The 11,759-nt window shown below is 70.5% G+C and carries 12 protein-coding genes; 3 read left to right on the top strand and 9 right to left on the bottom strand.

Going from position 1 to position 11,759, the window contains the following annotated elements:
• Positions 1-86: 86 nt before the first annotated feature.
• A complete protein-coding gene (locus tag ACLQ3F_RS02890; protein ID WP_425845686.1) occupies positions 87-1,712 on the bottom strand; it encodes an ABC transporter substrate-binding protein in 1,626 nt (541 codons plus the stop codon).
• 137 nt (positions 1,713-1,849) lie between these two features.
• Between ACLQ3F_RS02890 and ACLQ3F_RS02885 the strand changes: the two genes are divergently transcribed.
• Positions 1,850-2,581 (top strand): FadR/GntR family transcriptional regulator, encoded by a 732-nt coding sequence (locus ACLQ3F_RS02885; RefSeq protein WP_425845684.1) that lies wholly within the window; start codon positions 1,850-1,852, stop codon positions 2,579-2,581.
• Positions 2,582-3,014: 433 nt separating this feature from the next.
• Positions 3,015-4,739 (top strand): exo-alpha-sialidase, encoded by a 1,725-nt coding sequence (locus tag ACLQ3F_RS02880; RefSeq protein WP_425845682.1) that lies wholly within the window; start codon positions 3,015-3,017, stop codon positions 4,737-4,739.
• A 63-nt stretch (positions 4,740-4,802) separates the two neighbouring features.
• On the opposite strand, the gene ACLQ3F_RS02875 is transcribed toward ACLQ3F_RS02880, so the two are convergent.
• The 7 genes from ACLQ3F_RS02875 to ACLQ3F_RS02845 form a co-directional block, all read right to left on the bottom strand.
• A complete protein-coding gene (locus ACLQ3F_RS02875) occupies positions 4,803-5,420 on the bottom strand; it encodes a malonic semialdehyde reductase (RefSeq protein ID WP_357204597.1) in 618 nt (205 codons plus the stop codon).
• Positions 5,417-5,977, bottom strand: coding sequence for a flavin reductase family protein (locus ACLQ3F_RS02870; RefSeq protein ID WP_357204599.1), 561 nt, complete (start codon positions 5,975-5,977; stop codon positions 5,417-5,419). The genes ACLQ3F_RS02875 and ACLQ3F_RS02870 overlap by 4 nt, the downstream gene beginning before the upstream one ends.
• On the bottom strand, positions 5,974-7,308 hold the full coding sequence (locus tag ACLQ3F_RS02865) for an LLM class flavin-dependent oxidoreductase (protein WP_425845678.1): 1,335 nt from the start codon (positions 7,306-7,308) through the stop codon (positions 5,974-5,976). Before ACLQ3F_RS02865 ends, ACLQ3F_RS02870 begins: the two co-directional genes overlap by 4 nt.
• Positions 7,309-7,319: 11 nt before the next feature.
• Complete coding sequence (locus ACLQ3F_RS02860) at positions 7,320-8,192, bottom strand: ABC transporter permease (RefSeq protein WP_425845676.1); 873 nt, start codon at positions 8,190-8,192, stop codon at positions 7,320-7,322.
• Entirely contained in the window at positions 8,185-9,114 is a 930-nt protein-coding gene (locus ACLQ3F_RS02855; RefSeq protein WP_357204605.1) for an ABC transporter ATP-binding protein, read from the bottom strand. Before ACLQ3F_RS02855 ends, ACLQ3F_RS02860 begins: the two co-directional genes overlap by 8 nt.
• On the bottom strand, positions 9,111-10,142 hold the full coding sequence (locus ACLQ3F_RS02850; RefSeq protein WP_425845673.1) for an ABC transporter substrate-binding protein: 1,032 nt from the start codon (positions 10,140-10,142) through the stop codon (positions 9,111-9,113). Before ACLQ3F_RS02850 ends, ACLQ3F_RS02855 begins: the two co-directional genes overlap by 4 nt.
• Before the next feature lie 131 nt (positions 10,143-10,273).
• A complete protein-coding gene (locus ACLQ3F_RS02845) occupies positions 10,274-10,351 on the bottom strand; it encodes a putative leader peptide (protein ID WP_349881247.1) in 78 nt (25 codons plus the stop codon).
• A 248-nt stretch (positions 10,352-10,599) separates the two neighbouring features.
• Here ACLQ3F_RS02845 and ACLQ3F_RS02840 point away from each other — a divergent pair, with 248 nt between their 5' ends.
• The gene (locus ACLQ3F_RS02840) at positions 10,600-10,779 is read left to right on the top strand and encodes a DUF4236 domain-containing protein (RefSeq protein WP_030333600.1); all 180 of its coding nucleotides are present in this window, start codon (positions 10,600-10,602) and stop codon (positions 10,777-10,779) included.
• Between the two features lie 81 nt (positions 10,780-10,860).
• Here the strand turns inward: ACLQ3F_RS02840 and ACLQ3F_RS02835 are convergent, their stop codons facing one another.
• A complete protein-coding gene (locus tag ACLQ3F_RS02835) occupies positions 10,861-11,745 on the bottom strand; it encodes a hypothetical protein (protein ID WP_425845670.1) in 885 nt (294 codons plus the stop codon).
• Positions 11,746-11,759: the final 14 nt, after the last annotated feature.

Here is an 11,759-nt window from a genome sequence, read left to right as displayed (position 1 = left end):
GGGCCGCCGGGACGTCCCGCCCAGCCCCAGGGACTGAGGGCCGGGCGGGACGCGGAGGGGCCAGGGTGGGGCCCCCGAGGTGGAGCTCAGCCCTTTCGGCTGGAGCCCAGGAAGTACAGGCCGGTGGTCGACGCACCCGAGAAGTCGGAGAGCTTCGCGGGGTCGTACGCGGTGACGACCTTGGTGTGCAGGATCGGGTACAGGGGGGCCTCGTCGGCCACCTTGTCCAGGGCCTGCTTCCACAGAGCCTTGCGGGCCGCCTCGTCGGAGGTTTGCGCCGCCTTGTCGAGCAGGTCGGCCATGGCCTTGCGGTCCGCGGCGCTCCACCGGTAACGCTGCCCCGGCCAGGTCTCGCCGTAGTAGAACCAGCGCATCAGCAGGTCGGTGTCGACGCCGAAGACGCTGGGGTCACCGGTGGCCATCAGCACCCGGAAGGTGTCCTTCGGAACGATGTCGCCGTAGATGGCCGAGGACGGCACCGTGTTGAGGCTGGCGGTGACGCCGATCTTCTTCCACTGCTCGATGACCAGCGGCGCGACATCCTTCACGACCGAGTTGTCAGTGGTGTCGAGCTGGAACGACAGGTTCGTGACACCGGCCTCCTGGAGCAGGCTCTTGGCCTTCTCCAGGTTGTAGTCGTAGACGGTGGCGGCCTTCTGGTAGTCCTTGTTGCCCTCGTCCAGGTAGCTCGTCGCCGGGCTGCCATAGCCGTTGAGGGCGGTCTTGATGACCTCGTCCTTGTTGATCGCGTAGTGCAGCGCCTGTCGCACCCGCTTGTCGTTGAACGGCGCCGCCGACGAGTTGAACATGAGGAAGACCTGGTTGAAGGCCTGCTTCACATCGACCGTGTACTTGTCCTTGAGCGAGTCGACGTTCAGGTACGGCACCGACTCGATGGCCTGGACCCGGCCGCCCTGCAGGTCAGACACCCGGGCGGAAGCCTCCGAGGTGGTGTTCCAGGTCATCGTCTCGACCTTGGCCGGACGCGGGCCGTTGTAGTTCGGATTCTTGCTGAGCTTGACACCCGACTCCTTGGACGCGCTGTCCAACTTGAACGGGCCGGAGCCGATCGGCGCCGTGTCAAAGGCCTTCGACGCGGCTGCGTCCGCGGTCTTCGCCTTCGGCAGGATCTTGATGACGGCGATCCGCTCCGCGAACAGGGCGAACGGGTACTTGAGCTTGAACTCGGCCGTCGTCGCGTCCTTGGCCGTCACCGAGTCGATGAACGACACGAACCCCTGCATCAGCGGCGGGGCCTTGGGGTCGGCCGGCTTCAGCACGCGGGTGAAGGACCAGGCGACGTCCTCGGCGGTGACGGGGGTGCCGTCGGAGAACTTGGCACCGTCACGCACCGCCACGGTGTAGGTGAGCCCGTCCGCGCTGGCCACCGGGTCTTCCTTGGCGAGTGCGCGGTATGGTTCCCGGGTAACCGGGTCAAGATCGATCAGACCCTCGAAGGTGTGCTGGTTGACCGCCGTCGCCACCGCCGACGAGGCGTTCGCCGGGTCGAACCCGCTAGAGAGGGTGAACGCGAGGGTGGTCTCGATCGACGTCTTCCCCCCGCTTCCCTCGACGGCGTTGGTCGAGGCCGGGCCGCCGCTGCAGGCGACCAGTCCGAGAGCGAGGGTTGCCGCGGTGGACGCGACGGCCAACGAACGGAACCGGCGCGGGGGGCGGCGCCGACTCTCCCTTGGCTCAACGGTGGTGCTCACGTAGCTGCCTCCATAGGCTCTTCATGCGCTCGCTTACCGCTCGCGCTGAGGGATTCGAAGATAATGGGGTCTGACGTCAGACATCTGATGCCGATATGGTGAGAGTGTCAGATCCGTGAACGAAGGGCAAGTGGCAGATGACGACCATTGACGCGTCCCCGCTACGCGGTGCGGAGCGCCCAGGTCCCCGCCGGCAGGAGGTGGGGGCCAAGATCAAGGAGTACATCCTGCGCAACCGTCTCAAGCCGGGAGACATTCTGCCCACCGAGGCGGAGCTGTGTGAGGCGGTGGGCGCGAGCCGCTCAAGCGTCCGCGAGGCCGTCAAGATCCTCTCTGCCCTCGACATCGTCGAGGTGCGGCACGGCCACGGCACCTTCGTCGGCCGCATGTCCCTCGCCGCCCTCGTGGAGGGCCTGACCTTCCGCGGGCTGCTCAGCGGCGAGGAGGACCATCACGTGCTGGGGCAGGTCGTTGACGTCCGGCAGACCCTCGAACAAGGGCTCGCAGCCCAGGTCATCGCCGTTCTCGACAGCGAGCACCAGGCCGCCCTCTCCACCCTCGCCGACGAGATGGAGAGTCTGGCCGCCCAGGGCAAGGACTTCCTCGACGTCGACCGGGCCTTCCACGTGAAGCTGCTGGAACCCCTCGGCAACGACCTGATCCTCCAGCTGACCGAGGCGTTCTGGCAGGTACAGGCCATCGTCGCCCCCACACTGCGGACCGAGCCGGAGGACCGGGTGATCACCGCCCATCGTCACCGGGCGATCGTGAACGCGATCGCCGCCGGCGACGTGGCGGACCTGCAGGCCGCCATCGCCGAGCACTACGCGCCCATACGGGCGAGCATCGCCCGCATCGCGCAGCCCTGAAACCGGCACCGCCACCGCCGTCGACGTTCGGCGGAACGCACGGCGAATGAGTGTCCATTGTGCTTAGTGCACATGAGACTGTCGCCGTACCCCGGTGATGCTGACCGTGCCCGCCCACCGGGCGCTCGTCCCGCATCCCGTGCTGCTCGCCGACCTGGCGTGCCCGCCAGTTGACGGCGTCCTTCCGGGTGCCACCGCGCCAGATGCGGGCCCGGGCGGTGGAACCGGAGAGCGCGTCGAGCGAAGTCTCCTTCGGGCAGGCGTCGTGACCGCGGCGTCCACACCGCTCCGCGTCGATCTATTGACGACCAGTGCGACGTCCGGTTAGCGTCCAGACGTCAGATATCCGACGTCTTATGCCTGACATCCCCCGTGCGCACCCCCGTCCCCCGGAAGGAATCCTGTGTCTCCTGTCCGAGCACTACCGCGCCGAATGACAGCGCTCCTGGCCGCTGTCCTCGGCGTGCTCGCGATCCTGCCCACCACGCCAGCTCACGCCGCCCCCGACGGTGTGAGCGCGACGGCCAGCGCCGACTGCACGACCGGCCGGCTCAACCTGCGGCTCACCAATGGCAGCACCACCGCGCAGACCTTCACCGTCACCTGGCCGGGCCGCACCAACTCGCCCTGGACCCGGACCGTCGCAGCCGGCAGCAGCAGCAACGAGCTGTACTGGACCCTCCCGGCGGGCACTGCCTACACGCTGCGCACGACCACCCCGACCGGGCTGGACGACACCTCCGCCGGCATCTTCCACTGTGGCACCGGCATGTCCGCGCTCAGCAGCTACGACTGCACGGCCGGCCGTCTCCAGCTCGCGCTGGAGAACCGCACCACCACCGCCCGGGACTTCACCGTCACCTGGGCCGGGCGCACCGGATCCCCGTGGACCCGCGCCATCGCCGCTGGCGGCAACTACCTGCACTACTGGACCGTCGGCGCGGGCACCGCGTACACCCTGCGGGTCACCGCTCCCGGTTTCGACACCACGGTGCGCGGCACCGCCGGGTGCGGCCTGACCGCCGGCACACCGCAGATGAACAGCACGGCGGTGCTGACCACCCAGAGCGTCATCCGCAACCTCAACGGCGCGAACGGCCGGTACGACGGAACGGCCGCCTCGGTCCGCATCCCGGGCATGGCCGTCACCAACAACGGCACCGTCATCGCCGTCGCCGACGCCCGGGTCAACGGCTCGTACGACCTGGGTGGCGGCACCAACAACATCCAGATCGCGATGACCCGCAGCACCGACGGTGGACGCAGCTTCGACCAGCCGCGCATCATCCACGCACCGGCCACCATCAGCGAGGGAGCGGGTGACCCCAGCCTGCTGGTGGACCGCAGCACCGGTGTCGTCTACTGCTTCTACACCTACTCCCCCAGGCCGGGCATCAGCTTCTGGTCCGGCTCCTCGGGTCTGAACACCGCCAACGACCCGAACAGCCTGCACCTGCAATACATCACCAGCCGGGACAACGGCGCCACCTGGAGCGCCCCGGTGGAGCTGAACCCGACGATCAAGCTGCCGACGTGGCAGCAGGCGTTCTTCTCCTCCGGGCACGGCATCCAGAGCAGCACCGGCCGTCTCATCCAGCCGTTCGTCTACCGGGACGGGGCCGGCCTCACCCAGACCGGCAACATCTACAGCGACGACCACGGCGTGACGTGGCGGCGCGGCGGACCGGCCGGCGGGAACATCAACGAGAGCAAGGCGATCGAGCGCGGCACCGGGGCGATCGTGCAGAACATGCGGCACAACAGCACCCGCAGCCGCTTCTACTCGACGTCGACCGACGGTGGCGTGACGTTCGGCACGGCCACGGCCAGCGCGGTGCTGACCGATCCGCTCTGCAACGCCGACGAGATCTCCTACCTGCGCCCGTCCGAGCTGGGCACGAACGGCGCGCCGGTACGCACCCGCACCGCGCTGTTCAGTAACAACGCGGCCCCGGCCGCGCGCAACGACCTCACCGTCCGGCTGTCCACCGACGACGGCGTCAGCTGGCCGGCTCGCGCCCTCGTCAAGCCGGGCGGTGCGGGCTACTCGACGATGGCCGTGCTGTCCGACGGGACGGTCGGCAACCTGTACGAGGTGGGCAACACCGGTGGGATCTTCTTCGCCCGCTTCACCCTCGACTGGGTCAAGGGGGCCTGACCGGCAACCTTCCGCCCCCGGCGCCGGCACCACGCCGGCACCGGGGGCGGTCCCGTTGTCCGCTCAGCCGTCGAGGGTGCGGATCACCTCCGAGGTGTCCAGCCGGGGCAGACGTGTCGGCCCGGTGTGCGGGCCCGGGTGCCCGAGGTTGAGCAGGAGCAGCACCTCGTGCCGACCGTCGGGGAAGAACGTCCGCTGGACGCCCGCGACGTCGAAACCCGCCATCGGGCCGGCGGCGAGACCCGCCGCGCGGACACCGACGATCAGGTAGCCGATCTGCAAAGTGGCGCTGAATCGGGCCTGCTCGACGCGCGCCGCCCGGTCCGCCAGCCAGTCCCGGGCCTGCGGGCGGTGTGGGTACAGCTCGGGCAGCCGCTCGTGGAAGTCCACGTCGGCGGTGAGGATCGCGGTCAGCGGGGCCCTGGCCGTCTTGGCCCGGTTGCCGCTGGACAGGTACGGCAGCAGCAGGGCCCGGGACTCCGGCGAGCGCAGCAGCAGCACCCGCAGCGGCTGACCGTTGTACGCGGTCGGCCCGTACCGGATCAGGTCGTGGATCGCCGCGATCTGCGCGTCGGTGACCGGCTCGTCGGTGAACGTGTCGGCCGTACGGGCCGCCCGGAACAGCAGGTCCTGGGCGGCCCGGTCCAGCGCGAGCAGGTCGGCCGTGGTGGCTGCGCTCACGCTGGCGCAGCCGTGGTGTAGCCGCCCCGATGGTGCACCAGCGGGGCACCGTCACCGCCGTCGCCGAGCGCCAACGGCTCGGCGATCACCAGCGTGTGGTCGCCGGCCGGGACCCGGTGCACCACCCGGCAGAGCAGCCGGGCCAGCACCCCGTCGAGCAGCGGCACCCCGAACGGCCCGGACGTCCAGTCCGGGTACGCGGCGAACCGGTCGATGCCGCTGGTCGCGAAGACAGTGGCGGCCTCCCGCTGCCCGGCGCCCAGCAGGTGCACGGCGACGTGCTCGGCGCGGGCGAGCACCGGCCAGCTCGACGACGCCACCCCGAGGCAGAACGAGACCAGCGGCGGGTCCAGCGACACCGACGTGAACGAGGTCGCTGTGAAGCCCGCCCGGATGGGCGCGCCGATCCCACCCAGGCAGGCGGGGTCGGTGCCGCGGGCGACAGCGGTGACCACCGTGACGCTGCTGGCCTGCCGCCGCAGCAGAGCGCGGAACAGGTCCGGGTTCACCGGTCGCAGCTCGGCGATGTCCGCCGATGGGCGCTCCACGGTGGTCACGCCGGCACCAGGGTCGACGCGGCGTACGCGCTGGCCGGTCGGGGCAGGCCGTAGTGCTCGCGCAGCGTCCGACCGGTGTACTCGGTGCGGAACAGCCCACGGGAGCGCAGGACCGGCACCACGTGGTCGACGAAGTCGGCGAGCCCGCCGGGCAGGTGCGGCGGCATGATGTTGAACCCGTCGGCGGCACCCTGGGTGAACCACAGCTCGATCTGGTCGGCGATCTGCTCCGGCGTACCGGCGACGACACGGTGACCCCGACCGCCGCCGAGTCGACCGATCAGCTGGCGGATGGTGAGCTGTTCCCGGCGGGCCAGCTCGGTGACGAGTTGGTAGCGGCTCTGGTGGGCCTGCACGGTGCCGGCGGCCGGCAGCTCCGGCAGGGGCCCGTCCAGCGGCAGGCCGGTCAGGTCGATGCCCAGCATCCCGGAGAGCTGGGCGAGGGCGTAGTCGGGGACGATCAGCTGCTCCAGCTCGGCGGCGAGCGCCAGCGCCTCGGCCTCGGTGCCGCCGAGCACCGGCGCGATGCCGGGCAGGACCTTCACCAGGTCCGGGTCCCGACCGGCGGCGGCGACCTGTCGGCGCAGCTCGGCGTAGAAGCTCTGCCCGTCGGCGAGGGTCTGCTGCGCGGTGAAGACCGCCTCGGCGTAGCGGGCGGCGAAGGCGATGCCGTCCGGCGACGAGCCGGCCTGCACCAGCAGCGGTCGGCCCTGCGGCCCCCGGGGGATGTTCAGCGGGCCGCGGACCTGGAACTCCGGCCCGCGGTGCGCCACCTCGTGCACCCGGTCGGTGTCGGCGAACACCCCGGCGCCGGTGTCGAAGACCAGCGCGTCGTCCTCCCAGCTGTCCCAGAGCTTGATCGCCACGTCGACGAACTCGGCGGCCCGCCGGTAACGGTCGGCGTGTTCGGGGTGGCTGTCCCGGTTGAAGTTGACCGCCTCCCGCTCCTGGGCGGAGGTGACGATGTTCCAGCCGGCGCGACCGCCGCTGAGGTGGTCCAGCGAGGCGAACTTGCGGGCCACGTGGAACGGCTCGTTGTAGGTGGTGGAGACCGTCGCGATGAGACCGATGTGTTCGGTCACCGCGGCGAGCGACGCCAGCAGGGTCAGCGGTTCGAAGACGGCCTGGATGTTGTGCCGGGGGTTCGGCCCGACCGAGAGACCGTCGGCGAGGAAGAGCGAGTCGAGGGTGCCGCGTTCGGCGATCCGGGCCAGCTCCTGGAAGTGACGAACGTCGGTGACCCGACGCGGGTCGGTGCGGGGGTGCCGCCAGGCGGCCTCGTGGTGGCCGACGCCCATCAGGAACGCGTTGAGGTGCAGGGTGCGGGTCATTGGTGTCCGTCCTATCCGGCAGAGACGTCGACGCGCCAGGTGGAGAAGCGACGTTCGAGGGCGACGAGGAGCTGGTTGACGACCAGGCCGATGGCGGAGATCGTGATGATCCCGGAGTACATGTCGGCGATCGCGAAGTTGTACTGCGCGTAGTTGATGAGGTAGCCGAGCCCGGCCTTCGCGCCGACCATCTCGGCCGCGACAAGCACCAGGATCGAGTACGCCCCGGCGAGTCGGACGCCGGTGAAGATGGTCGGCACCGCGGCCGGCAGGATCACCTTCTGGAAGAGCCGCAGGTGGTTGAGCCCCATCGAGCGGGCCGACCGGATCAGCAGCGGGTCGACGCCCTTCACCCCGGCGATGGTGTTCAGCAGGATCGGACAGGAGCACGCGTACAGCACCAGGGCGATCTTGGAGGTCTCCCCCAGGCCGAGGATGAGCACGAACACCGGCAGCAGGGCCAGCGCGGCGGTGTTGCGGAACACCTCCAGCAGCGGGCTGAGCAACTCGGCGAGCGGCCGGTACCAGCCGATCAGCAGCCCGAGCGGAATGGCGGTGAGCACCGCCAGGCCGAGCCCGGCCAACGACCGGGTGAGGCTCGCGCCCACGTGCTCGGCGAGCTGCCCGCTGCGCAGCAACTCCCACCAGGCCACCAGCACCTCCGACAGCGGCGGCAGGAAGACCCGGTCCACCAGCCCGAGCCGGGGTGCGCCCTCCCAGATCGCGGCCAGCGCGAGAATCGCGACGCTGCGGTGCAGGGCCTTTCCACCCACGCCGAGCAGCCGACCGGCAAGGCCACCGGCACCGGGTCCGGCGGCGGCCACCGCGTCCGGCACGGCCGTCGGGGCCGCCAGCCGGGTGGGACGTTCGGCGATGTCAACCAACGCGGGCCTCCTCGGTGTGGGCCGCCGCCGGCGCCGCGCGCCGCGCGTCCGCTCCGGCGACGACGGGAGTACGAGCACCAACTGTTCCGGTGTGGGCGGTGCGGCTGCCGGTGGCGCTCTCGGCTGCCTGGGCGGCCCGCACCTCGTCACGCAGCAGGGTCCAGATCTGGTGGCGGTGGTGGCGGAACGCGTCGGTGGAGCGCACGTCCTCGACCGCGTCCCGGTCGCCGAGGTCGATGTCGATGACCTGTTTGAGCCGCCCGGGCCGGGACGTCAGCACCGCCACCCGCTGACCCAGGTAGACGGCCTCGTCGATGCCGTGGGTGATGAACACGATGGTCTTGCCGGTGCGGGCCCAGATGCGCACCAACTCGTCCTGCAACGAGTCGCGGGTCTGCGCGTCCAGTGCGGCGAACGGCTCGTCCATCAGCAGCACGTCCGGGTCGTACGCGAGGCTGCGGGCGATGGCCACCCGCTGCTTCATCCCGCCGGACAGCTCGTGCGGGTAGCGGTCGGCGAAGCCGCGCAGGCCCACCAGGTCGAGGTGGTGCTCGATCAGGGCGGCGCGATCGGCGCGGGGCACCCCCTTGGCCTCCAGGCCGAACGCGACGTTGCCGGCGGCGGTGCGCCAGGGCAGCAGCGCGTACTGCTGGAAGACGATGCCCCGGTCCAGGCCGGGACCGGTGACGGGCCGACCGTCGACGAGCACACGTCCCGCGGTCGGCTCGGTGAGCCCGCCGAGCAGGTCGAGCAACGTGGACTTGCCGCAGCCGCTGGGGCCGACGACGACCAGAAACTCGCCGGGGCGTACCCCGAGGGTGACCTCGTCCAGCGCGGTGACCGCGCCGGCGCCACCACGCCGGCTGGCGCGGACCGGGAAGGTCTTGCTCACGCGATCAAAGAGGATCTTGTCGGTGCTCACGCGTTCCCCCCGTCCACGAAGGGGTTGAACCGGTTGGTGTAGATGTCGCCGGGCTTCGGACGGTCGCCCTTGAGCTCGCCCTCGGCGGCGAGCCAGTCGATCCAGGTGGCGAACTCCTGCTCGCCGATCACACCGCCACGGCCGGCGACGCCACTGCTCTTCCAGTACGCGACCAGCGACGGGTCCTCGTTGCGGCCGCGCTTGCCGATGATGTCCCGCATCCGGGCGACCACTGTCTCCCGGGGTTGGGTGCGGGCCCACTCGATGGCCTTGCCGACCCCGGTGACGAACGCCTTGACGGTCTCCGGGTTGCGCTTGATGAAGTCGTCGCGGAAGACGTAGGTGCCGCCGCTGAAGGCGCCGAGCAGCTCGTAGTCGGTGAAGATGGTGCGGATGCCGCCACCGGCGACCGCCTTGTCCCGGATCACCCCACCGAGCACGGCGACGTCGATCTGCCGCTGCCGCAGCGACTGCTCGGTGTTGACAGGTGGCAGGGCGACCAGCTCGACCTGCTTGATCTCGGCGGGGGTGAGCCCGCCACGGGCGAGCCAGGTCTTGAGCACGGCCTCGGCGTGCGCGCCGAGGGTGTTCATGCCGACCTTCTTGCCGATCAGGTCACGGGGGCCGCGGACCGGGCTGTCGTCGAGCACGTAGTAGCCCTGGAAGGTTTGCGCGTCCGAGCCGTAGTAGCTGACCACGGCCGTGATCGGGGCGTTGGCGGCGGCGAGCTTGACGATGGCGCCGTTGAACGCGCCGCCGAAGTCGCTCTGCCCGGTGGCCGTGGCCTGGATGTCCTGCGGACCGCCGGTGACGTTGCCGATCCAGTTGAGCTTGACGTCGCCGAGGTAGCCGAGGTCGGCGGCGAGTTCGGGGAGGGTGACCTGGCCGACCGAGCCCTGGTAGCGCAGCTCGCTGGCCTGGGCGCCGTCGGCTGCCGCGTCACCGCCGCAGCCGGCGGTGGCGGTGAGCACGACCAGCGCGGCAACGGCGGCGAGGGTACGCAGAATGGCACGACGGGGTGGGGACATGAGGAGTCTCCTGATCTGTCCACGATGGGAGCGGGGACGCCCGGATGAGGGCGTGCGGGCACGCTGCTCCGCGTTGAGCGGGCGGGCGGTGGGAGTGCGGCGCTGGAGCCGAGCCGGATGGACCGGTCAGCTCAACAGAGCGCGCTCGCGTGCCGGACCAGGTCGACGTGCACACGAGCGGTGAGGAGAAGCTCATCCCGCTGCGACATGACCCCATGCTGCCCGGGATCGGAACGAGCGGTCAACGGCCTTCCAGAAGATGAGACTTCTATCGCTGACGATGTTACGAAGCGCCTCGGCCAGCGTTTACCGTGCCGCAACACCTATCTGTTGGATAGAGATTGCGATGCCCGCTGGGCGACTGTCCAGGACGGACGGCGAGAGGGTTTCAACAGTCGCCGGTTCGGGAATGTTCGATCTCGACACGGCAGGGAACGGTGACGAGGGGAGACCTCCGATGGGCCTCATGTTTCGCAAGCGCAAGAAGTACGGTCCGATCATCCTGAACTTCACCGAGAACGGCTTCTCCTCGTGGAGCATCAAGATCGGTCGCTGGTCCTGGAACTCCAAGGCGCGTGCGCACCGGGTCGACCTGCCGGGTCCGCTCTCCTGGAAGCAGGACAAGTCCCGGTCGTAATCATCCCGGGAGTCGAGCGGGGTGCCGGTGATTCACCGGCACCCCGCTCGGCGTCTGCGCACCCCCCTCCAGTTCCCTGGGTTAGGGGGTTGCTCTGATGGTTTCGTCGCCGGCGAGGCGGCCCGTTTCGCGGTCGCGGCTCAGGACGCCGGCGTCGAGCAGGGTGGTGAGGGCGCGGTTGGCGTCGGCGGCACGGTAGACGGTCGCGGCGAGGGTGTGCCGGCGTAGCTCGGTGACCTGCCGTGGCCCGCCCGCCCGCAGCTCGGCCAGCAACTCGTGGGCCAGCGGTTCGAGGTCGGGGTCGTTAACCACGTCGACAGTCGTGCCGGTCGGGTCGAGTGGGTCGCGGAAGCGTACGTCGAACTGCGCGCCGACCGCCCAGAGCGCGTCGCGCACCGCCTCCAGACTCCGGTCGGAGCGGCTGCCGAACGCGACGACACCGGCAGCCTCCCCGTCGGGCAGCACCGGCGCCACCTCGGCGACCAGGGGAAAGCCGGCGGAGGCGAGCACGTCTCGGGCGCTGTCTCCGGTGTGCAGCAGCAGCTCACCGGTCCGGCCGTTGGCTGCGGCGGTGAGCACCTTCGGCGTCACCGCGCCGGGCAGGTCCACGAAGGAGAACAGCGGCGCGCCGGCCGCCCCGGCGGCCTTCACCGCGACCGGCAGCCGGTAGGCGTCGCCGGGCAGCAGGTGCACGGTGACCTCGGCGGGCAGCTCCGCCTCGATCGGGCCGAGCCGGGTCGGTAGCTCCGGCGCGCCGTCGGCCAGCACCAGCACCGTCACCTGCCGGCCGCGCACCTGGTCGCCGTGTCCGCCGACCAACCGGAGCGCGGCCTCGGCGGCTGCCGCGTCGACCCCGGCGAGCGCGACGGTGGCCCGCCGGGAGCGGTGCAGGGCCGCGGGCAGCCAGGTCGTCAACTGGCGGACCAGCAGCTCGCGGAGGAAATCATTGGTCCGGTCGGTCGGCATCGGTCCGTTCTACC

Origin of the sequence: Micromonospora sp. DT15, from assembly GCF_049841475.1 — a bacterium.
Lineage (GTDB): Bacteria > Actinomycetota > Actinomycetes > Mycobacteriales > Micromonosporaceae > Micromonospora.
This window is presented reverse-complemented; position numbering and strand designations above follow the sequence as displayed.

Bases quoted from the DNA above. Each gene is read 5' to 3' on its own strand.
- ACLQ3F_RS02885 (WP_425845684.1), top strand. From the start codon at position 1,850: ATGACGACCATTGACGCGTCCCCGCTACGCGGTGCGGAGCGCCCAGGT.
- ACLQ3F_RS02880 (WP_425845682.1), top strand. From the start codon at position 3,015: ATGACAGCGCTCCTGGCCGCTGTCCTCGGCGTGCTCGCGATCCTGCCC.
- ACLQ3F_RS02850 (WP_425845673.1), bottom strand. From the start codon at position 10,142: ATGTCCCCACCCCGTCGTGCCATTCTGCGTACCCTCGCCGCCGTTGCC.
- ACLQ3F_RS02845 (WP_349881247.1), bottom strand. From the start codon at position 10,351: ATGTCGCAGCGGGATGAGCTTCTCCTCACCGCTCGTGTGCACGTCGAC.
- ACLQ3F_RS02865 (WP_425845678.1), bottom strand. From the start codon at position 7,308: ATGACCCGCACCCTGCACCTCAACGCGTTCCTGATGGGCGTCGGCCAC.
- ACLQ3F_RS02840 (WP_030333600.1), top strand. From the start codon at position 10,600: ATGGGCCTCATGTTTCGCAAGCGCAAGAAGTACGGTCCGATCATCCTG.
- ACLQ3F_RS02835 (WP_425845670.1), bottom strand. From the start codon at position 11,745: ATGCCGACCGACCGGACCAATGATTTCCTCCGCGAGCTGCTGGTCCGC.